18 protein-coding genes and 3 rRNA genes are annotated in these 20571 nt (G+C 64.8%); 5 read left to right on the forward strand and 16 right to left on the reverse strand.

Annotation, left to right across the window (positions count from 1 at the left end; translation table 11 throughout):
* Positions 1–40: 40 nt before the first annotated feature.
* The 3 genes from ACZ5IQ_RS17205 to ACZ5IQ_RS17215 form a co-directional block, all read right to left on the reverse strand.
* Positions 41–982 (reverse strand): copper transporter, encoded by a 942-nt coding sequence (locus ACZ5IQ_RS17205; RefSeq protein ID WP_212814178.1) that lies wholly within the window; start codon positions 980–982, stop codon positions 41–43.
* Between the two features lie 8 nt (positions 983–990).
* Positions 991–2175 carry a putative cytokinetic ring protein SteA gene (gene steA / locus ACZ5IQ_RS17210; RefSeq protein WP_212814175.1) on the reverse strand — a complete coding sequence of 395 codons (1185 nt, stop codon included), beginning with the start codon at positions 2173–2175 and terminating at the stop codon, positions 991–993.
* Between the two features lie 100 nt (positions 2176–2275).
* On the reverse strand, positions 2276–2797 hold the full coding sequence (locus tag ACZ5IQ_RS17215) for a CGNR zinc finger domain-containing protein (RefSeq protein WP_212814174.1): 522 nt from the start codon (positions 2795–2797) through the stop codon (positions 2276–2278).
* 139 nt (positions 2798–2936) lie between these two features.
* Here ACZ5IQ_RS17215 and ACZ5IQ_RS17220 point away from each other — a divergent pair, with 139 nt between their 5' ends.
* Together ACZ5IQ_RS17220 and ACZ5IQ_RS17225 are read left to right on the forward strand one after the other, a co-directional pair.
* A complete protein-coding gene (locus ACZ5IQ_RS17220) occupies positions 2937–3398 on the forward strand; it encodes a VOC family protein (RefSeq protein ID WP_212814172.1) in 462 nt (153 codons plus the stop codon).
* A gap of 8 nt (positions 3399–3406) precedes the next feature.
* Complete coding sequence (locus ACZ5IQ_RS17225; RefSeq protein WP_406776119.1) at positions 3407–4282, forward strand: pyridoxamine 5'-phosphate oxidase family protein; 876 nt, start codon at positions 3407–3409, stop codon at positions 4280–4282.
* On the opposite strand, the gene recN is transcribed toward ACZ5IQ_RS17225, so the two are convergent.
* From recN to ACZ5IQ_RS17280, 11 genes are all read right to left on the reverse strand, one after another.
* The gene (gene recN / locus ACZ5IQ_RS17230) at positions 4279–6036 is read right to left on the reverse strand and encodes a DNA repair protein RecN (protein ID WP_212814770.1); all 1758 of its coding nucleotides are present in this window, start codon (positions 6034–6036) and stop codon (positions 4279–4281) included. The genes ACZ5IQ_RS17225 and recN overlap by 4 nt on opposite strands.
* Positions 6036–6959: an NAD kinase gene (locus tag ACZ5IQ_RS17235; protein WP_020100018.1), complete on the reverse strand. Its 924-nt coding sequence runs from the start codon at positions 6957–6959 to the stop codon at positions 6036–6038. Before ACZ5IQ_RS17235 ends, recN begins: the two co-directional genes overlap by 1 nt.
* On the reverse strand, positions 6956–7765 hold the full coding sequence (locus ACZ5IQ_RS17240) for a TlyA family RNA methyltransferase (protein WP_212814170.1): 810 nt from the start codon (positions 7763–7765) through the stop codon (positions 6956–6958). Before ACZ5IQ_RS17240 ends, ACZ5IQ_RS17235 begins: the two co-directional genes overlap by 4 nt.
* A gap of 7 nt (positions 7766–7772) precedes the next feature.
* Positions 7773–7943: a hypothetical protein gene (locus ACZ5IQ_RS17245; RefSeq protein WP_090562517.1), complete on the reverse strand. Its 171-nt coding sequence runs from the start codon at positions 7941–7943 to the stop codon at positions 7773–7775.
* Between the two features lie 8 nt (positions 7944–7951).
* Positions 7952–8971 (reverse strand): HAD-IIA family hydrolase, encoded by a 1020-nt coding sequence (locus ACZ5IQ_RS17250; RefSeq protein WP_212814168.1) that lies wholly within the window; start codon positions 8969–8971, stop codon positions 7952–7954.
* A 1-nt stretch (position 8972) separates the two neighbouring features.
* Positions 8973–9806: a tetratricopeptide repeat protein gene (locus ACZ5IQ_RS17255; protein WP_212814166.1), complete on the reverse strand. Its 834-nt coding sequence runs from the start codon at positions 9804–9806 to the stop codon at positions 8973–8975.
* A 199-nt stretch (positions 9807–10005) separates the two neighbouring features.
* Positions 10006–10119 (reverse strand): 5S ribosomal RNA (gene rrf / locus ACZ5IQ_RS17260).
* A 148-nt stretch (positions 10120–10267) separates the two neighbouring features.
* Positions 10268–13373: ribosomal RNA gene (locus ACZ5IQ_RS17265) — 23S ribosomal RNA — on the reverse strand.
* Between the two features lie 428 nt (positions 13374–13801).
* A 16S ribosomal RNA gene (locus tag ACZ5IQ_RS17270) occupies positions 13802–15318 on the reverse strand.
* The 16S, 23S and 5S rRNA genes sit together here, the layout of an rRNA operon.
* Positions 15319–15710: 392 nt before the next feature.
* Entirely contained in the window at positions 15711–17009 is a 1299-nt protein-coding gene (gene tyrS / locus ACZ5IQ_RS17275) for a tyrosine--tRNA ligase (protein ID WP_212814164.1), read from the reverse strand.
* A gap of 38 nt (positions 17010–17047) precedes the next feature.
* Positions 17048–17659 (reverse strand): DNA-3-methyladenine glycosylase, encoded by a 612-nt coding sequence (locus ACZ5IQ_RS17280; protein ID WP_212814162.1) that lies wholly within the window; start codon positions 17657–17659, stop codon positions 17048–17050.
* A gap of 69 nt (positions 17660–17728) precedes the next feature.
* On the opposite strand from ACZ5IQ_RS17280, the gene ACZ5IQ_RS17285 reads away from it, so the two are divergent.
* Genes ACZ5IQ_RS17285 through ACZ5IQ_RS17295 form a run of 3 tightly spaced genes read left to right on the forward strand, consistent with a single transcriptional unit; the run spans position 17729 to position 19865 of the window.
* Positions 17729–18493: an ABC transporter ATP-binding protein gene (locus ACZ5IQ_RS17285; protein ID WP_212814160.1), complete on the forward strand. Its 765-nt coding sequence runs from the start codon at positions 17729–17731 to the stop codon at positions 18491–18493.
* The gene (locus ACZ5IQ_RS17290) at positions 18427–19245 is read left to right on the forward strand and encodes an ABC transporter permease (protein ID WP_244872874.1); all 819 of its coding nucleotides are present in this window, start codon (positions 18427–18429) and stop codon (positions 19243–19245) included. Before ACZ5IQ_RS17285 ends, ACZ5IQ_RS17290 begins: the two co-directional genes overlap by 67 nt.
* On the forward strand, positions 19242–19865 hold the full coding sequence (locus ACZ5IQ_RS17295; protein ID WP_212814158.1) for a TetR/AcrR family transcriptional regulator: 624 nt from the start codon (positions 19242–19244) through the stop codon (positions 19863–19865). Before ACZ5IQ_RS17290 ends, ACZ5IQ_RS17295 begins: the two co-directional genes overlap by 4 nt.
* On the opposite strand, the gene ACZ5IQ_RS17300 is transcribed toward ACZ5IQ_RS17295, so the two are convergent.
* Together ACZ5IQ_RS17300 and ACZ5IQ_RS17305 are read right to left on the reverse strand one after the other, a co-directional pair.
* Positions 19862–20068 (reverse strand): Trm112 family protein, encoded by a 207-nt coding sequence (locus ACZ5IQ_RS17300; protein WP_212814156.1) that lies wholly within the window; start codon positions 20066–20068, stop codon positions 19862–19864. The two genes, ACZ5IQ_RS17295 and ACZ5IQ_RS17300, sit on opposite strands and share 4 nt — an antisense overlap.
* Before the next feature lie 6 nt (positions 20069–20074).
* Positions 20075–20506 (reverse strand): hypothetical protein, encoded by a 432-nt coding sequence (locus tag ACZ5IQ_RS17305; RefSeq protein ID WP_212814154.1) that lies wholly within the window; start codon positions 20504–20506, stop codon positions 20075–20077.
* Between the last annotated feature and the right edge of the window lie 65 nt (positions 20507–20571).

Consider the following 20571-nt stretch of genomic DNA (forward strand, 5'->3'; position numbering starts at 1 on the left):
ACGCGCCGGTGACGGTCACCACGGCGCACTGCGGCGCGAATTACTGCAGGACCGTCACCGAGCTGGCGCCACGACCGATACCGAGCTGCGCCGGATGGCCGCCGGCGATGAGTTGCTGCAGCGACAGGACCGTGGTGATCCGGCCGGCCTGGCTGTTGACGTCGTCGACGGTGCCGACCGCGCCGGACAGACCGGCATCCGAACGCACGACGGCGACGGCCGCGGTGCCCGACGCGCAGCCGTCCCGGCCGGCCACGAGCGTGCCCGCACCGTGCGGCGCCAGGCCCGAGGCCAGGCGGGCCACCGTCGCCCCGCGATTGCCGGCGTCATCGCCCAGGGCGCCGCCGGTGACGATCAGTGCGCTGTCCGCGACCCCGATGCGCTGCGAGCCGTAGGTGACGAACCCGGTGTCGCGCAGCGTCGCGAGCACGGTGTCGCGCTGCATGTCGTCGACGGGCAGGACCGCCGGGTTGCGGTCGCGCAGCAGCGTGATGCCCAGCAGGTCACCGGCCTGCGAGCCCTGGTCGACGGTCCGGGTGCTCAGCTGACGTCCGGCCGGCACGATCGGCGAGTTCACCACCGACAGCAGCTTCTCCGAGGCGTTGGCGTCCACGAACTGCTGCGTCAGCGCGATGGTCCCCGTCACCGAACCCCCGGCGGCCGCAATCAGTTTCGCGGCCGCGTCGACGTCGTCGGTGGCGGCGTCCGGGGTGCGGAACACCACGACAGATTTCCCCGCCAGCGCGTCACGCACCATGCGCGGCGACATCTGGGCATCGAACTCGCCTGCCGCACTGAGCTTCTGGTTCAGTGCGTTCTTCTCGTCGGTGAGGGCGTTGATCTGGTTCTGCAACTCGTGTTTGTCGTCACGCAGTCCGGACAGCAGCGTGTTGGACAGCAGACCGGAACCGAGCATCACCCCGATGGCCAGCGCCAGGAACACCGCGGCCAGTGAGATCGCATGCGAGCGTAGGGAAATCATCGCCGGAGCTAGCTCACCAATCCCTGGGCCCACAGCAGGAAGCGGTTCCAGTAGTCGGTCACCAGGTGCAGGACGGTGGCGTCGGCGCGCGCGACGTACAGCGCCACGATGACGGCGACCAGCATCGCCAGGACCAGCAGTGCGATGGCGCCGCCGGAGACGCGGCTGCGGTACAGCGTCGCAACGGCTTTCGCGTCGACCAGCTTCTCCCCCACCTTCAGGCGGGTCAGGAACGTCGACGGGGTGCTGGACTGCCGTGTGCGGTCGAAGAACTCTTCGATGTTGGCGCGGTGGCCGGCGGTGACGATCAGCGCGGCGCCGTGGTGGTCGACGAGCAGCAGCGCCAGGTCCGCGGCCGAGCCGGCGGCCGGGAACGTCATGGCACCGACGCCCAGATCCTGAATGCGCTCAAGACCTTTCGCGTGGCCGTCGGCGTCGGCCGGCAGCACCACCTGGGCACCGGACCGCAGCACATCGGCGCTCATCTCCTCGGGATCGCCGACGATCAGCGCGGGACGGTAGCCGGCCTTGCGCAGCGTGTCGGCGCCGGCGCCGACACCGACGAGCACCGGCTGGTACTCCTTGATGAACGGCTTGATGGCCTTCAGGTCAGCCTCGGCGCTCGGGTCGTCGGTGACCACCACGACGTGCCGGCGGTTCACGTCGACGTCGATGTCCGGGATGCCCATGCCGTCGATCAGCAGCGGGCTCTCACTGCGGATGAACTCGATCGTGTTGCCGGCGAACGCCTCCAGGTGCGCCACGAGGCCACTCTTGGCCTCGTGCATCATCTCGTGGATCTGCTCGTCGTTGCGCTCGTTGCCGAGGACCAGACGGCGATCGCCGTTGTAGATGCCGCCGTTGTGCAGCCGCACCTTGGCGCCGTCCTTGACCTTCTTGAAGACCTCTGGGCCGGTCTCGTCGATCAACGTAACCCCGTTGGCGACAAGCACTTCCGGCCCCAGGTTCGGGTAGCGGCCGGAGATCGACGACGAGGCGTTCACCACGGCGGCGACCTCGGCCTCCACCAGCGCGTCGGCGGTGATGCGGTCGAGGTCGAGTGCATCGAGAACGACGATGTCCCCCGGGCCGACGCGTCGCAGCAGTCGGTCGATGTCACGGTCAACGCGGGCGGTTCCAGTCACGCCCGGCTTCGGTCCGGCATTTCGGGTGAGCAGCGCTGCCATCTTCATGCGTCGATTCTGTCGATGAACCCTCAAGTAGAGGTGGAGGCGCGCCGTAACAACAGCCTCAGAAGTTTTCTTTTGTCACATCCGTAACAGCCGAATGGTCTCAATCTCGCTTCGCCGCATAGTGCCGGGCGGCCTTGGCACGGTTGCCGCACGTGGTCATCGAGTGCCAGCGCCGGGCGCCGTTCTTCGACGTGTCGTAGAACCACAGCACGCAGTGCGGGTGCGCGCACTGCTTGATCCGGCCGGCCGATTCCGCCAGCAGCTGCAGCAGGTTGTCGGCCGCGAGCCAACCGGGCAGCCATTCGGATCGGGGCACGTCCACATCGTCGTGCGGCCCGGACTCCGCGAGGGACCGCCGGATACGGCCATGGTCCAGGACAGCGTTCAACTCGTCGGCCGCGCCGTCGGTGACCACCTGCAGGATGGCTTCGCGCGCCCGCAGCAGGGCCGCGCGGGTCTTCTCATCGGATTCACAACGATCGTCGAGACCGTTGGCCACCAACCAACATCGGAGTCCCGCCACGTCGGTCAGGAGATCCCGGGGCCCCTCCGCCGACATCCACCGGGTGTTCAGCAGATCCAGCGCGAGAGGTTCGCCGACGTGCGGGCGCGGATCACGCATAGCTGAGATTAACCGCCTCTCCTGCATCGACAGCCTCCCGACAGTCCACTAACCATCTATTTTCATTTTGGTGGTTGACACGTTGCGCCTCCGATTCTAACCTTCAAATGTCAGATCAACAGTTACAACGGAGGAACCGATGACCACCGCCATCACCCCCAAGCTCGCCCCCGGCCACGTCGGGCTCAACGTCACCGACCTGTCGCGATCCGTCGACTTCTACCGGCGTGCTTTGGGTTTCGAACAGCTCGGCATCAGCGACGAGGGCGACCACCGCTTCGCCTTCCTGGGTTCCGAGGGCACCCTGCGGCTGACGTTGTGGCAGCAGAGCGACGGCGCGTTCTCCACCCGCAGCCCGGGTCTGCACCACCTGTCGTTCCAGGTCGACACCATCGAGCAGGTTCAGACGGTGGAGGCCGCACTCAAAGAGCTGGGCGTGACGTTCGCCCACGACGGCGTGGTGGCACACGGCGAGGGCGCGGCCTCGGGCGGCATCTTCTTCACCGACCCCGACGGCATCCGGCTGGAGATCTACGCTCCGAGCGGCGCCGAGACCGCTCCGGCACCGAGCGGCGCCGCCCCCACCTGCGGATTCTTCTGAGCCGCGCCATGACTGCCTACCACGCCGGTGAGCTGGAAGTGCAGCGGCGCATGGGCCAGGCGGAGATCGCTGTCCGCGTCGGCCGGATGATCCGTACGGAGATTCCGGCCGCCGCGGCGGCCTTCCTGGCCGAGCAGCCCATGGTGGTCCTCGCCGCGACAGACGACGCGGGCCGCGTCTGGGCCAGTTTGGTCACCGGCCCCGCCGGGTTCGTGCACGCCGACGACGACCACACCATCGTGGTCGACGCCCTGCCCGTGCCTGGCGATCCGCTGCACGATGTCGTACGCCGGCCGGGCCAGCAGGTCGGCATGATCGCGATCGAACCGCAGACCCGGCGCCGCATGCGGGTCAACGGCGTCGCCCAACCGACCGATGACGGGCTCCGTATCCACCCCGACCAGGTGTACTCGAACTGCCCGAAGTACATCTCGCGCAGGTACATCGACGGTGTCGCCGAGGAGACGCATCGTCCGGAAGTCCGTCACGCCGACGTCCTCGATGAGCGTCTGCAGCGCGTAGTCGCCCGCACCGACACCTTCTTCATCGGGTCGGCCGATCCGGACGGGAACGCCGATGCGTCGCACCGCGGCGGCAATCCCGGCTTCCTGCAGGTGCTTTCGCCGAACCGGCTGCGCTGGCCGGACTACCGAGGCAATTCGATGTTCATGACGCTGGGCAACATCAGCGCCAACCCGCGCGCCGGACTGCTGATCCCCGACTGGCAGACCGGGACCACGCTGCAGCTGACCGGCACCGCCGAGATCATCTGGGACGACGGCCCGCAATGTTCGGTGGAATTCACCGTGGATGAGGTGATCGAGCTGACAGACGTCAGTCCACTCAGATGGGGACAGGCCGAGCTGTCGCCCGCCAACCCCTAAGGCGCCGCATGCTCCTGCTGCGCCGCCTCGAGCAGCTCGCGAGCATGCGCACGACCACTGTCGGTGTCGCCGAGTCCGGCCAGCATGCGGGCCAACTCAGCGACCCGGTCCTCGTCCTCGAGGCGCACCACGCGGCTCGACTTCGGGCCGCTCTCCACCACCAGGTGCACGTCGCCGTAGGCCGCGACCTGCGGCAGGTGCGTCACGACGATGACCTGGTGGGTACGGGCCAGCCGGGCCAGGCGCTTGCCGATCTGCACGGCGGCGCGGCCACCGACACCGGCGTCGACCTCGTCGAACACCATGGTGGTGCCTTCGGCGGACGCCGACAGCACCACTTCCAGGGCGAGCATCACGCGCGACAACTCGCCACCGGACGCACTCTTGGCCAGCGGCAGCACGTCCGAACCGCTGTGCGGCGTGAAACCGAACTCGACGGCGTCGACGCCGTCGTGCCCGGCATGCACGAGGGTGCCGTCGGGCAAGGTCAGCGGCGCGCTGTCGTCGGCGCGCGCCTCCAGCGGTGACACCGTGATGCTGAATCCGGCGCCGCCCATCGCCAGACCGGCGAGCTCCGCGGTCACCGCCTTCGCCAGGGACTTCGACGCCTTGGTGCGGGCCTTGGTGACCTCGGCGGCGGCCAGCACCACCTTGTCGTGCCGTTCGTCGACCTGTTTCTGCAGTTCGGCCAGGGCTTCTTCCGAGACGTCGAGCTGCGACAGCCGCTGCCGGGCGTCGGCCGCCCACTGCAGTACCCCGTCGATGTCCGCGGCGTACTTGCGGGTGAGGTTGCGCAGCTCAGCCTGGCGCGCCAGCTTGGATTCCAGAGTGCTTGCGTCGCTGGGCAATTCGGAAAGATAGTCACCGAGTTCACCGGACACGTCACCGATCACCGCAAGCGCCTCGGCCAGGCGATCGCCGAGGGCACGCAGCACGGCGTCGTCCGTCGCCGACAACACCGACTTGGCCTGCGCCGCGGCATCGAGTGCCGACGTGGCGTCGTCCGACGGGCCATCGCCGAGTTCGCCGGACAGCGCCGCGCGGGCCGTCTGCGCGGCGTCCCGCAGCGCATCCAGCTCGGACAGCCGGCGGATGTCGGCGACCAACGCGTCGTCCTCGCCGGCTTCCGGCGCCACCGCGTCGATCTCCCCCAGCCCGAACTGCAGCCGGTCCGCCTCCATGGCGAGATCCCGCGCCCGGTTGCGGCGGTCGATCAAATCTCGTCGGGCAGTGAGCCATTCGTCCCGCAGCTTGCGGTATTTGGCCAGCAGCCCGGTCACGTCGACGTAGCGGTCCAGCGCGCCGCGCTGCTCGTCGGGACGCATGAGTCGCAGCTGATCATTCTGCCCGTGCAAGGCAAGCAATTCCGTGGTGAACGTGGCCAGCGATTTCGCCGGCACACTCCGGCCACCCAGGTATGCGCGCGACGGCCCGTCCTTGCTCACCGAACGCGCGGCGATGACGCTGCCGTCGTCATCGCGGTCGGCGCCGGAGGCCTCGAGAATCTCATCGACCCGCTCGGACACCCCGTCGCCGAGTTCGGTTGTGGTGAAACGGCCTTCGACGACAGCGCGGGCCGAACCCGAACGCACCCGGCTGGGGTCGGCGCGCGCGCCCCCCAACAGGTGCAGGCTGGTGACCACCATGGTCTTACCGGTACCGGTCTCGCCGGTCAGCACAGTCAGACCACGGCCGAATTCGGCAGTGGCCGCACTGATGGCGCCGAGCGCCTCGATGCGAATCTCGGTCAGCATTACTGGCCGCGCCACCCTTTCACCGGCAACCGGAATTTGCGCACCAAACGGTCGGAGAACGGGGCGCTGTCGAGTCGAACCCATTTCAGCGAGACTTCGCAGCGGGTGACCTCCAGCCGGCCACCGGCCGGGACCACCATCTGGCGGCGGCCGTCGCAGAACACCATGGCGTCATTGTTGCCCGCTTCGACCTCGATCGCGATCGATGCGTCGGGGCTGGTCACCATGGGACGGGCGAACAGGGCGTGAGCGTTGTTGGGTACCACCAGGATTGCTTCGAGGTCGGGCCACAGAATCGGGCCGCCCGCGGAGAAGGCATAGGCGGTGGATCCAGTGGGGGCCGACACCAGCACGCCGTCGCAGCCGAACGCCGAGACCGGACGGCCGTCGACCTCGAGCACCACGTTCAGCACACCGAACCGGCTGCTCTTCTCCAGGCTGGCTTCGTTGAGCGCCCAGCCGCGCTGCACGATCTCACCGTCGACGCGGACCCCGATGTCGAGCGTCATCCGCTCTTCGACCCGGTAGTCCTTGTTGATGATGCGCTCGAGCACATGGTCGATGGCCTCGGCCTCGGCCTCCGCCAGGAACCCGATGTGTCCGAGGTTGACCCCGACCACGGGGATCTCGGCATTGCGGGCCAGCTCGGCTGCCCGCAGGAAGGTGCCGTCACCGCCGAGCACCAGGACCAGTTCACAGCCCTCGGCCGCATGGCTGTCGGGATCGACGACCGTGATGTCGACGCCCATCGCGCGCATGTGGTCCGGGGCCAGGTGCAGAGCCCCCCGGTCGACGGCTTCGGCGGCGAGCACGCGCAAACCGATTCCGTTGTCGCCCAGTACTTTTTCGACACGGGTTGCGGTTTCGGTGGCTTCGTCGCGGCCGGTGTGGATCACCAGCAGGACGGTGCGTTCGCGCGTCACTGCGGCCCCTCGGCGACCGCGCGGCCGACGGCTGCGACGAGCGCGTCGCCCTGCAGCGGTTGATCGGTCGTGGCCCGCAGCCGCAGGAAGTACTCGACGTTGCCCGACGGGCCGGGCAGTGGGCTGGCGGTGACGTCGACCGCATGCCAGCCGAGTTCCGCGGCGCGCCGCGCGACCGTCAGCACCGCATCGGCGCGCAATTCCGGGTCGGAAACCACACCACCGGCTCCAACTCGATCCTTGCCCACCTCGAACTGCGGCTTCACCATGGGAACGATATCGGCTAGGGCCGACGCACATGCGGTCAGTGCCGGTAGGACCGTGGCCAACGAGATGAACGACAGATCGGCCACGACCAGGTCGACCGGGCCACCGATGGCCTCGGCCGTCAGCTCCCGCACGTTCGTCCGCTCCATGACGATGACGCGATCATCAGAGCGCAACGACCAGGCCAACTGGCCGTAGCCGACGTCGGCCGCGACTATCTCGCGGGCTCCGCGGTCCAGCAGTACCTCGGTGAATCCGCCGGTGGACGCACCGGCGTCCAGGCAGCGTCGTCCCTCGGGTGAGACGCCGAACGCGTCGAGCGCCCCGATCAGCTTGTGCGCGCCACGGGACACCCAGCTGCGCTCGGTGGATTCGGCGACCAGGAGATTGGCCGCGGGAGTCACCGCCGTCGAGGCTTTCGATGCCCGCATACCGTCGATGGTCACGCGGCCGGCCTCGATCAGTTCGGCGGCTTGTTGACGAGACCGGGCGAGCCCCCGCCGGACGAGTTCGGCATCAACACGTGCGCGTCGCGTCACGTGCCCGTCACCCCTTCTCGACCGATTCCAGGGCCCGGACCAGCAGATTGTGGGCGTGGTCCAAACCCGCCGCGACAGCCTCGAGGTCCGGTGTCTCGTCGCCCTCGCCGGACAAATCCGGGAGATGGGACAGCAGGACCGCGATGTCCTCGCGGATCTGGTCAGGATCGGTACTCATAGCGATGTTCACGCTAGCGGATCGGTGCCGTCGAGCAGCGACCACCGATCCAATGCCGCGCGTGCCGTGTCGTCCCCGGCCGCGATGCGCACCCGACCCGAGACGGCGCCGGACCATACGGCACCGGCCGTCGCGCGGACCACCGACAGTTCGTCGTCAACGGGTTCGCCGGTGGCGTGGACGGTGACCTCGTTGCCGGACATCTCGACCCGCCACGCGGGGTGCGGCCCGACTCGCAAGGCATCCGCAGGCGCCGCCAGCGAGCGCAGGTCGGGCGCCAGGTAGTCGGGACGCTCGCCGGGGACGGCGTGCACCATGTCGGCGGCGGTGTTCACCCCGGTCAGCACCATCAGGCTGGGCAGTCCGGCGGCATTCGCCCCTGCGATATCGGTGTCGAGCCGGTCGCCGACGACCAACGGGGTTCCATACTGACCGCGGGCCAGGGCGTCGTTCATCAACGTGGGCTGCGGCTTACCGGCGACCTGCGGCACCTGTTCGGTGGCGGTCTGCAGTGCGGCGACCATCGAGCCGTTCCCCGGGAGCAGCCCCCGCTCCGACGGCAGCGTCTTGTCGCTGTTGGCCGCCACCCACAGGCCACCGGCCCGGATGGTCAGCGCCGCTTCGGCGAGGTCGGCCCACCCGGTCTGGGGCGAATGCCCCTGGACCACCGCGACCGGCCCGTCGGTGAACTGCCGTACCGGCTGCAGGCCGGCATTGGCGACCTCAGCGGCCAGCGCATCCGTACCGATGACCAGAACCTTGGCGCCCGCGGGTAGCTGTAGCGCGAGCAGGTGCGCCGCACTCTGGGCGCTGGTCACCACGTCGTCGGCATGCGCGCAGAAGCCGAGCGCGTCGAGGTGGTCCGCCACCTCTGCCGGGCTTCGCGACGCATTGTTGGTCACATAAAGCTTGCGCGACGTGACCGCGGCAAGGGCGTCGACCGCACCTTCGGTGGCCTCATGACCACGGAAGACAGTGCCGTCGAGGTCCAGGAGCAAGCAGTCGTGCAGCTGAGCCAGCGTCGTCACGTCAGCCCAATTCGGCGACGCGGTCCTCGGCGTCCGTGACGCCTTCCAGGTCCGCGGCTGCTGCATGCAGGAACCACTGGAGTGCGTCGTCCTTGCGGTCCAGAGCCAACAGCGTCTCGGCATATACATAGAACAGGCGAGCTGCCGTCTGGCCCGTCCGGGTGGAATCCAGCGGCGGGTTGGACAGCAGTGCCAGCGCCTGCGCCGGCTGGCCGAGATCGCAGCGTGCACCAGCCAGGACGATCTTCAGTTCGTCGGCGTCGTCACCGGTGAGCTGTTCGGCTTCGGGGCTGCGACCCAACTCGATGGCGCGCTCCGGACGGCCGACACCTCGCTCACAGTCGGCGATGAGGGCCAGCAGCGGAGACTTGCTGCCCATCCGTCGGGCGGCACGCAGCTCGGAAAGGGCCTGCGCCCAGTCACCACAGTGGTATGCCGCGATGCCGACGGCCTCCCGGATCGCCGCGATCCGCGACGCCCGGTTCCGCGCGGCACGCGCGTGCTCGAGGGCGGCTTCCGGATCTTCTTCCAGCAGGTCGCCGGCCATGACGAGGTGCTTGGCCACATAGTCCGCGGTCGCCTTGTCGAGCGTCGTCAGTTCACGACGGACCTCGGGCGAGAGCTGCTTGGCTTCGACATCGTCGGGCAGCCGGGGGCCGGCCGGGCGATCGGACGGCGTCACGCCATCACGGGACTGCGGCGGCCGGCCGTTCCGATCTGAACCGGGGCGCCTGGGGGCCTGCGCGCGGTCACGCTGCGGCCGCTGCCCGCGTCGTGCGTCGCCGTCGTCTCTGCGCGAGGGGCGGCGATCGCCGCCCTGCCTGTTGTCGACCACTGGAACCTTTCCTACGAAATCTCAGGTCAGAATACGGCCCGACCTGTCACTGGCCGAACTTTGCTCGCGAAACCCGCCCTCCAGACACCGGCGCCGAAGCAATCGGACACCGGCAGCGGGCCATTTCCGAGCCGAGAAATGGAAATTCCTCAAATAGAATCACCCCCCACATAAATGTGGGGGGTGATTCCTAATTTGTGTTCGGCGGTGTCCTACTTTTCCGCCCGTGCAGGGCAGTATCATCGGCGCTGGCAGGCTTAGCTTCCGGGTTCGGGATGGGACCGGGCGTTTCCCTGCCGCTGTTGCCGCCGTAACTCTATTCATTTTACGCCTCCACCAGCGTTAACCCTGTGGGTTGTTTGGTGGTGGGGTGTGGTCTGTGTGATTCTTCGGTGTGGATTGTGGTTGCGAGGCACGTTGGTGTGCAATGTTCTTGTTTACACACGTTGGTTTTTTTGGGTGTGTGTAAGTTTTCGGCCGGTTAGTGCCAGTTCCCTAAACTTATTGCTAAGTGTGCAGGTCTGGTCTATCGATCCCGTGGTCTGCGGGGGGCCTTATCCCTCTAAAAGGGTGAGAAACCTGGTCTTGGAAGAGGTTTCCCGCTTAGATGCTTTCAGCGGTTATCCTGTCCGAACGTAGCTATCCAGCGGTGCCCCTGGTGGGACAACTGGTAGACCAGAGGTTCGTCCGTCCCGGTCCTCTCGTACTAGGGACAGGTTTCCTCAAGTTTCTGACGCGCGCGGCGGATAGAGACCGAACTGTCTCACGACGTTCTAAACCCAGCTCGCGTGCCGCTTTAATGGGCGAACAGCCCAACCCTTGGGACCTGCTCCAGCCCCAGGATGCGACGAGCCGACATCGAGGTGCCAAACCATCCCGTCGATATGGACTCTTGGGGAAGATCAGCCTGTTATCCCCGGGGTACCTTTTATCCGTTGAGCGACACCCCTTCCACTCGGGGGTGCCGGATCACTAGTCCCGACTTTCGTCCCTGCTCGACATGTACGTCTCGCAGTCAAGCTCCCTTGTGCACTTACACTCAACACCTGATTGCCGTCCAGGTTGAGGGAACCTTTGGGCGCCTCCGTTACATTTTAGGAGGCAACCGCCCCAGTTAAACTACCCACCAGGCACTGTCCCTGGACCGGATAGACGGTCCGAGGTTAGAAGCCCAATACGATCAGAGTGGTATTTCAACAACGACTCCACACACACTGGCGTGTGCGCTTCACAGTCTCCCACCTATCCTACACAAACCGTACCGAACTCCAATACCAAGTTGTAGTGAAGGTCCCGGGGTCTTTTCGTCCTGCCGCGCGTAACGAGCATCTTTACTCGTAGTGCAATTTCGCCGAGTCTATGGTTGAGACAGTTGAGAAGTCGTTACGCCATTCGTGCAGGTCGGAACTTACCCGACAAGGAATTTCGCTACCTTAGGATGGTTATAGTTACCACCGCCGTTTACTGGGGCTTAAATTCTCCGCTTCACCCCCGAAGGAGTTAACAGGTCCTCTTAACCTTCCAGCACCGGGCAGGCGTCAGTCCGTATACATCGTCTTGCGACTTCGCACGGACCTGTGTTTTTAGTAAACAGTCGCTTCTCACTGGTTTGTGCCACCCCCTCCCGCTGCCGGCAGCAAGTGCCTTGACGGTATGGAGGTCCCCCTTCTCCCGAAGTTACGGGGGCATTTTGCCGAGTTCCTTAACCATAGTTAACTCGTACGCCTTAGTATTCTCTACCTGACCACCTGTGTTGGTTTGGGGTACGGGCCATGTGTGCACTCGCTAGAGGCTTTTCTTGGCAGCATAGGATCACCGAATTCGCCTCACTCGGCTATGCATCACCTCTCAGACATGTGAACGACGGATTTGCCTATCGTTCGTCCTACAGGCTTACCCCGGTATTACCACTGACCGGTACGGCTACCTTCCTGCGTCACCCCATCGCTTGACTACTACCCACCAGGGTCCCACGCAGCCGGCAACACGTGATCCCCGAAAGGATCATCACGTGCCATTTGGATGGTTAGCACAATGGATTCATCACGGACGCACACACACGGGTACGGGAATATCAACCCGTTGTCCATCGACTACGCCTGTCGGCCTCGCCTTAGGTCCCGACTCACCCTGGGCGGACTGGCCTGCCCCAGGAACCCTTGGTCTTTCGGCGGGCAAGGTTCTCACTTGCCTATTCGCTACTCATGCCTGCATTCTCACTCCCACACCCTCCACAACTCGATCACTCGGCTGCTTCACCGGATGCAGGACGCTCCCCTACCCATCCTTGCGGATGCCGCGACTTCGGCGGTGTGCTTGAGCCCCGCTACATTATCGGCGCACAATCACTTGACCAGTGAGCTATTACGCACTCTTTCAAGGGTGGCTGCTTCTAAGCCAACCTCCTGGTTGTCTTCGCGACTGCACATCCTTTTCCACTTAGCACACGCTTAGGGGCCTTAGTCGGCGATCTGGGCTGTTTCCCTCTCGACGCACGGAGCTTATCCCCCGCCGTCTCACTGCCACGCTTTTGTCTTACCGGCATTCGGAGTTTGGCTGACGTCAGTAACCTGGTGAGGCCCATCGGCCATCCAGTAGCTCTACCTCCGGCAAGAAACACGCAACGCTGCACCTAAATGCATTTCGGGGAGAACCAGCTATCACGGAGTTTGATTGGCCTTTCACCCCTACCCACAGCTCATCCCCTCAGTCTTCAACCTAAGTGGGTTCGGGCCTCCACGCGGTCTTACCCGCGCTTCACCCTGGCCATGGGTAGATCACTCCGCTTCGGGTCCAGAACATGCCACTACACCACTTGCGTGGATACGCCCTATTCAGACTCGCTTTCGCTACGGCTACCCCCCACGGGTTAACCTCGCGACATGTCCCTGACTCGCAGGCTCATTCTTCAAAAGGCACGCCATCACCCCACAATGAGGGCTCTGACGGATTGTAGGCACACGGTTTCAGGTACTATTTCACTCCCCTCCCGGGGTACTTTTCACCATTCCCTCACGGTACTAATCCGCTATCGGTCATCAGAAGGTATTTAGGCTTACCGAGTGGTCTCGGCAGATTCACAGCAGATTTCACGGGCCCGCTGCTACTCGGGAACACCATCAAGGCAGACATCGGGTTTTCACGTACGGGACTCTCACCCTCTACGGCAGGCCATCCCAAGCCACTTCCGTTAACCACGACATTTTCTTACTGCCCTCCAGCCAGGTAGAACTGGAAAGATAGGTCCCACAACCCCGCACACACAACCCCTACCCGGTATCACATGCATACGGTTTAGCCTCATCCGCTTTCGCTCGCCACTACTCACGGAATCACAATTGTTTTCTCTTCCTACGGGTACTGAGATGTTTCACTTCCCCGCGTTACCTCCCACACCCTATATATTCAGGTGCGGGTAACACGACATCACTCGTGCTGGGTTTCCCCATTCGGACATCCTCGGATCAACGCTCGGTTGGCAACTCCCCGAGGCTTATCGCAGCCTCCTACGTCCTTCATCGGCCTCTGATGCCAAGGCATCCACCATGCGCCCTTAAACACTTACGCACAAAAACCAATTGAAAACAAGAATCAAAATTGCACATCAACAACACACAGACGGAAAAACCAACGACCCGAAAGCCGCCGGCCACCATTTCTGCGCGCGTTAGATGCTCGCAACCACTATCCACGAATCAAACACCACACCCCACCACCAAAACCGGTGAGGCAACAACAACCCCCACCCCGCAACCGGGGCGTCTCCCACCCCCACATGAGGAGGGGAGCGAACGGGCCTGTTGTCTCAGGACCCAACAGTGTGTCTGGCAATTCTTTCGATCAACGTGTCATCCCAGCTGATCAGCGTTTGTTGTCATATGCACCCGCCGGGCAAGCCCACTACAGGCGCCGGCGACAATCCCAACCATGAACCCCGGCACTGTTGCCGGCATGGGGGAAACCCTGGATCAGGGCATGTAAATGGTGCTCCTTAGAAAGGAGGTGATCCAGCCGCACCTTCCGGTACGGCTACCTTGTTACGACTTCGTCCCAATCGCCGATCCCACCTTCGACGGCTCCCTCCACAAGGGTTAGGCCACCGGCTTCGGGTGTTACCGACTTTCATGACGTGACGGGCGGTGTGTACAAGGCCCGGGAACGTATTCACCGCAGCGTTGCTGATCTGCGATTACTAGCGACTCCGACTTCACGGGGTCGAGTTGCAGACCCCGATCCGAACTGAGACCGGCTTTGAAAGGATTCGCTCCACCTCACGGCATCGCAGCCCTTTGTACCGGCCATTGTAGCATGTGTGAAGCCCTGGACATAAGGGGCATGATGACTTGACGTCATCCCCACCTTCCTCCGAGTTGACCCCGGCAGTCTCCTACGAGTCCCCGGCATAACCCGCTGGCAACATAGGACAAGGGTTGCGCTCGTTGCGGGACTTAACCCAACATCTCACGACACGAGCTGACGACAGCCATGCACCACCTGCACACAGGCCACAAGGGAACCGACATCTCTGCCGGCGTCCTGTGCATGTCAAACCCAGGTAAGGTTCTTCGCGTTGCATCGAATTAATCCACATGCTCCGCCGCTTGTGCGGGCCCCCGTCAATTCCTTTGAGTTTTAGCCTTGCGGCCGTACTCCCCAGGCGGGGTACTTAATGCGTTAGCTACGGCACGGATCCCAAGGAAGGAACCCACACCTAGTACCCACCGTTTACGGCGTGGACTACCAGGGTATCTAATCCTGTTCGCTCCCCACGCTTTCGCTCCTCAGCGTCAGTTACTGCCCAGAGACCCGCCTTCGCCACCGGTGTTCCTCCTGATATCTGCGCATTCCACCGCTACACCAGGAATTCCAGTCTCCCCTGCAGTACTCTAGTCTGCCCGTATCGCCCGCACGCCCACAGTTAAGCTGTGAGTTTTCACGAACAACGCGACAAACCACCTACGAGCTCTTTACGCCCAGTAATTCCGGACAACGCTCGCACCCTACGTATTACCGCGGCTGCTGGCACGTAGTTGGCCGGTGCTTCTTCTCCAGGTACCGTCACTTGCGCTTCGTCCCTGGTGAAAGAGGTTTACAACCCGAAGGCCGTCATCCCTCACGCGGCGTCGCTGCATCAGGCTTGCGCCCATTGTGCAATATTCCCCACTGCTGCCTCCCGTAGGAGTCTGGGCCGTATCTCAGTCCCAGTGTGGCCGGTCACCCTCTCAGGCCGGCTACCCGTCGTCGCCTTGGTAGGCCATTACCCCACCAACAAGCTGATAGGCCGCGGGCCCATCCCACACCGCAAAAGCTTTCCACCACACACCATGAAGCGCGTGGTCCTATTCGGTATTAGACCCAGTTTCCCAGGCTTATCCCAAAGTGCAGGGCAGATCACCCACGTGTTACTCACCCGTTCGCCACTCGAGTACCCCGAAGGGCCTTTCCGTTCGACTTGCATGTGTTAAGCACGCCGCCAGCGTTCGTCCTGAGCCAGGATCAAACTCTCCAAACAAAAACTCCCCATCCACAGACAGGGCAGAATCCAGTTCAGAACAATCTGACCTAAACAAAAGACACCAAAAACTGGCATCAAAAAAACAACCACACCCCACAAACGGGAAAACACGAGGTGCAGTCAAAAAACAACAAACAAAAACCACCAAACACACTATTGAGTTCTCAAACAACACGCCCGGCCTGACCGCGCAACAAACCCGCGGCTAAAAGCCGCGGTCCGTAGTGCGGGCAGTGAGGAACTCCCAACTTAATGGGTGTTACTCTCGGATTTGGTCTTCGCTCTCCGGCGCTTGTCCGTGTCGCTCTGACCTGGAATAAGTTACGGCAGGGCTAACAGCGAGTCAAATCGCCAGGTCAGCGGAGCGTTTCCCCTGGTCAGAGGGGCCGTCATCCTTGGCCGGACCCGCCAACCCGCCGTACCCCGGCGATGTGGCGCTTGCCACGCCGCAACACCAGCCAGCGTTCACCGAGAAAGTCCGTCGGCTGTGGTACCCACTCGTCGCTTTCGACGCGCGCGTTGTTCACGTAGACGCCGCCTTCTGCCACCGTCCGGCGCGCTTCCCCACGACTCTTGGACAGCCCCGTCGCAACCAACAGGTCGGTGATCCCATCCGGACCACCTGGCGTCAGCTCGGCGACCTGGCCATTACTGGCCTCGGTCAGCGCCGCCGAGAGCGTCGACTCGTCGAGATCCGCGAGCTCGGCGCGTCCGAACAGCGCCTGACTGGCCAGTTCGACAGCGTCGGTCGCCGCCTGGCCGTGCACCAACGTGGTCAATTCCCGGGCCAGCCGGCGTTGCGCCGCGCGCTCGTGGGGCCGCTCCGCGGTGGCGGTCGCGAGTTCACCGAGCTCATCGGCGGACAGGAAGGTGAACCAGCGCAGGTAGCCCACGACATCGGCGTCGGCCGCGTTCACGAAGTACTGGTACCAGGCATAGGGGCTGGTCAGCTCGGGGTCGAGCCACAGATTGCCGCCGCCGGTCGACTTGCCGAACTTCTTGCCGTCGGCCGAGGTGACCAGCGGAACCGTCAGCGCATGCGCGGTCGCACCCAGTTTCTGGCGCACCAGCCGGACGCCCGCGATGATGTTCCCCCACTGGTCAGAACCACCGACCTGCAGGCTGCAGCCGTGCTTCTTGTACAGCTCGACGAAGTCGTTGGCCTGCAGGAGCATGTAGCTGAACTCGGTGTACGAGATCCCGTCGCCTTCGAGGCGCCGCTTGATGGTGTCGCGATCGAGCATGACGTTGACCGAGAAGTGTTTGCCCAGGTCACGAAGGAATTCGATGGCCGACATCGGCCCGGTCCAGGACAGGTTGTTCTCGACGATCGCACCGTTGCCCGAATCGTTGAACTCGACGAACCGCTCGAGCTGGCCGCGGATACGTTCGGCCCAGTCCGCGACGGTGTCGGTGGTGTTCATCGTCCGCTCACCGTTGTCGCGGGGATCGCCGATCATGCCGGTGGCACCACCGGCCAGCACGATCGGCCGGTGTCCGGCCTGCTGGAATCGCCGCAGCGTGAGCAGCGGAACCAGGTGTCCCGCGTGCAGGCTGGGTGCGGTCGGGTCGAAGCCGGCATAGAGAGTGAGCGGTCCATCGGTGGTCGCGGCGGCGAGCGCTTCACGGTCGGTCGATTGCGCGATCAGGCCGCGCCAGTCCAGTTCATCGAGAATGCCAGTACTCACGACGTCGATCTTCCCCTATCGCAGGTCACCGACCGCCATCAGTCGCTCTCCCCCGGTGCGGGAGCCCGGGGACTGCGCCGGTAGTTCGACACCTCGGGGGTACCCGGCAACCAGAACCGCCAGGCCCGGTCGGCGGCCTGACTGACCCCCACGCGCGGCCCGGCGCTGCCCTCCTGTGGCGGGTTGAGTTCGATCCGGACCGGCGATTGCCGATCAAAAAGGTCAATACCGTTGTCCGCCAACGTTATTCCGAGCGCTTCGCACAGGTTGCCCGGGCCCCGGGCGTATGCGACGGGCATGATGCCGGCGCGCCGTCGGCCCGCGGCGACACCACAACCGTCGACCACGCGGGCCGCACGGAGCAACACGGCACCCGCCACCCCGTCGGTGCAACACACGACGTTGGCGCACACATGGATTCCGTGACTGCGGTACGTGTACAAGTACCCGGCCGGCCCGAACATCACCGCACTCCGGGGCGTCGGCCCGCGGTACGAGTGCGCAGCCGCATCCGGCCACGGCCCCGACGGCGGACCGCCATAGGCCTCGACTTCCACGACGGTGGCGACCACGTCCCGGCCGTACAACGTGGCACCGAGCAGCCGCCGAGCCGCGGTGACCGGATCGACGGCGAGTGACTCGGGGCTCATGGCCTGCCATTCTGCCCGGTCCACCGCCTGCCATTGACATGCCCACGCCACGAGCGGATTATTCACCATATGATGAGTTCATCGAATGGTGAATTACTGGATCAGCGCTCTGACGTGGCGATTCGGATCGAGAACCTGACGGTTGTCCGCGGCAAACGGCGCGCGGTCGACGACGTGTCCCTGCAGGTCCGGCGCGGCAGCATCACGGGATTGCTCGGTCCGTCCGGCTGCGGCAAGACCACCCTGATGCGTGCCATCGTCGGCACCCAGATCATCACGAGCGGCACGGTCACGGTCCTCGGGAAGCCGGGCGGATCGGCAGATCTGCGTCGGCGCGTGGGATATGTGACCCAGGAGCCGACGGTGTACAACGATCTGCGCGTCATCGACAACGTGCGCTATTTCGCCGCATTGACAGGCGCCGGCAAGACCGCCGCCGACGAGGCGATAGCCGCCGTCGGTCTCCAGGATCACCGAACTACGTTGTGCGGCAACATGTCCGGCGGACAGCGGACGCGCGCATCGTTGGCCTGTGCGCTGGTGTCCAAACCTGACCTGCTGGTGCTCGATGAACCCACCGTCGGGCTGGACCCGGTACTGCGCGTCGACCTCTGGGAGCAGTTCGATCAGCTGGCCCGCGGCGGCACCACCCTGCTGGTGTCCAGCCATGTGATGGACGAGGCCGACCACTGCGGCGAACTGCTGCTGATGCGCGAGGGCCGTCTGCTCGGACACACCACGCCCACCCAACTACGAGAGGACACCGGATGTTCATCGCTGGAGGAAGCGTTCCTGACCATCATCCGGCGCAGCACCGCGGCCAGAGCCGGCTGACGCTGCAGCCCTACCTGGCCACGACGGCCCGCATCCTGCGTCAGCTCGCCGCCGATCATCGCAGCATGGCGATGATCCTGGTGGTGCCGAGCGCCGTCATCACCTTGATGTACTTCATGTTCGACGATCTGCCGCACCGTCCTGGCACGCTGTCGCCGTTCAACAACGCCTGTCTGATCCTGCTCGGCGTCTTCCCGCTGATCGTGATGTTCCTGATCACCTCGATAACCATGCAGCGCGAAAGGGTTTCGGGCACATTGGAACGGATCCTCACCACTCCCCTGCGCCGGCTGGATCTGCTGGCCGCCTACGGATCGGCATTCTCGGTGGCCGCCGCCGCCCAGGCGACGCTGGCCTGCCTGGTGTCGTTCTGGTTCCTCGGGTTCGACACCGCGGGCAGCCCCGCCCTGGTCTTCCTGATCGCGATCATCAACGCGGTGCTGGGCGTCGGTCTGGGTCTGCTGTGCAGTGCCTTCGCACGCACCGAGTTCCAGGCCGTACAGTTCATGCCGGTGGTGATCGTCCCGCAGTTGCTGTTGTGCGGCATCATCGTTCCCCGCGAAATGCTGCCCGACTGGTTACGGTGGATCAGTGACGCACTGCCCGCGACCTACGCGCTCGAGGCCCTCCAACAGGTGGCCGACCACGCCGACATCACCAGCACCACGATGCGCGACATCGTCATCGTGATCGCGTTCGCAGTCGTCACCATGTGCCTGGCCGCCGCGACCCTGCGCCGCCGGACCCCATGACCGCGACACAGCCGCGGCCGCGCCGCAAACCGCCCGGCCGGCCCAGCGGAACGTCGGACACCAAGGAGACGATCCTGGCGTGTGCGCGGGACCTGTTCGCCCGCAACGGTTTCAACAACACATCGGTGCGGGCGATCGCGTCCGCCGCCGGTGTCGACGCGGCGCTGGTGCATCACTACTTCGGAACGAAGCAGCAGCTCTTCGCCGCCGCGGTGCACATTCCCATCGACCCGCAGATGGTGCTCGGTCCGTTGCGGGACACCCCTGTCGACGAACTCGGCCGCACCTTGCCGTCGCTGTTGTTCCCGATCTGGGACTCCGAGCTCGGCGTCGGGTTCATCGCGGCGCTGCGCTCGATGCTCGCGGGCGACGATGTCAACCTGATCCGCATCTTCCTGGAAGACGTCATCACCGCCGAAGTCGGTGCGCGCGTTGACAATCCACCCGGCACGGGACGAATCCGCGTGCAGTTCGTCGCTTCCCAGTTGATCGGCGTCGTGATGGCCCGCTACATCCTGCAGCTGGAACCGTTCAGATCGCTTCCGGTGCACCAGATCGCGGAGACGATCGCGCCGAACCTGCAGCGCTACCTCACCGGCGAGCTGCCGGCGCTGGACTAACGCCGGGCGGCGGCGAGCAGTCGCTGGTGCTCGGCGTCGTCAGTGACGTCGACCGCCTCGTCGATGAGCAGCACCGGTACCCCGCCGTCGATGCGGTACGCCCTGCGCAACCGCGGGTTGTACAGGCATTCGTCTCCGACCAGCAGCAACTCACCGCGGTCCTGCGGGCACACCAAAATCGCGCGCAATGCTTCGTCGATCACCGCGCGTCAGCCACCCAACGGAATCTGCGAGCCACCGGTACCCGGCACCAGACCGGGCGGCAGGCCACCCGGGCCACCGATGACGATAGGGTTCTGCGGCTTCGCGCCGGCGGCGCGGGCCTGATTGCGCTTCTGGAACTTCACCGTGTCCTGCAGCGCGTGGATCAGCGGCACCTGGTTGGGACGCTGGTCGAGCGCCGCCTCGATATCGGCGAGGTTGCCCCGCGACGGCCCGAAGCCCTGGGCACGCAGCTTGAGCGACGTGTGCAGCAGCTTCGCGAGGTCGCCGCCACTGGCGCCGATGTCGTACTCGGCATCGAGGTCGTCGAGGATGTCGGCGTGTGCCGCGGCAGGAGTGAGCAGCATCCCGGCAGCCACGGCTCCCGCCAGAATCGCGCCGGCAACACCACGCCGCCCGCGGCTGGTGTGTGACGTCATGCGTTCTCCATTCGATATCTGCGCCCGACGGCGTGAACCCCGACTGACAAACCGCAGCCTAACAG

The organism is Mycobacterium toneyamaense (assembly GCF_055384815.1).

Bases quoted from the DNA above. Each gene is read 5' to 3' on its own strand.
- ACZ5IQ_RS17205 (WP_212814178.1), bottom strand. From the start codon at position 982: ATGATTTCCCTACGCTCGCATGCGATCTCACTGGCCGCGGTGTTCCTG.
- steA (WP_212814175.1), bottom strand. From the start codon at position 2,175: ATGAAGATGGCAGCGCTGCTCACCCGAAATGCCGGACCGAAGCCGGGC.
- ACZ5IQ_RS17215 (WP_212814174.1), bottom strand. From the start codon at position 2,797: ATGCGTGATCCGCGCCCGCACGTCGGCGAACCTCTCGCGCTGGATCTG.
- ACZ5IQ_RS17220 (WP_212814172.1), top strand. From the start codon at position 2,937: ATGACCACCGCCATCACCCCCAAGCTCGCCCCCGGCCACGTCGGGCTC.
- ACZ5IQ_RS17225 (WP_406776119.1), top strand. From the start codon at position 3,407: ATGACTGCCTACCACGCCGGTGAGCTGGAAGTGCAGCGGCGCATGGGC.
- recN (WP_212814770.1), bottom strand. From the start codon at position 6,036: ATGCTGACCGAGATTCGCATCGAGGCGCTCGGCGCCATCAGTGCGGCC.
- ACZ5IQ_RS17245 (WP_090562517.1), bottom strand. From the start codon at position 7,943: ATGAGTACCGATCCTGACCAGATCCGCGAGGACATCGCGGTCCTGCTG.
- ACZ5IQ_RS17280 (WP_212814162.1), bottom strand. From the start codon at position 17,659: ATGAGCCCCGAGTCACTCGCCGTCGATCCGGTCACCGCGGCTCGGCGG.
- ACZ5IQ_RS17285 (WP_212814160.1), top strand. From the start codon at position 17,729: ATGATGAGTTCATCGAATGGTGAATTACTGGATCAGCGCTCTGACGTG.
- ACZ5IQ_RS17290 (WP_244872874.1), top strand. From the start codon at position 18,427: ATGTTCATCGCTGGAGGAAGCGTTCCTGACCATCATCCGGCGCAGCAC.
- ACZ5IQ_RS17295 (WP_212814158.1), top strand. From the start codon at position 19,242: ATGACCGCGACACAGCCGCGGCCGCGCCGCAAACCGCCCGGCCGGCCC.
- ACZ5IQ_RS17305 (WP_212814154.1), bottom strand. From the start codon at position 20,506: ATGACGTCACACACCAGCCGCGGGCGGCGTGGTGTTGCCGGCGCGATT.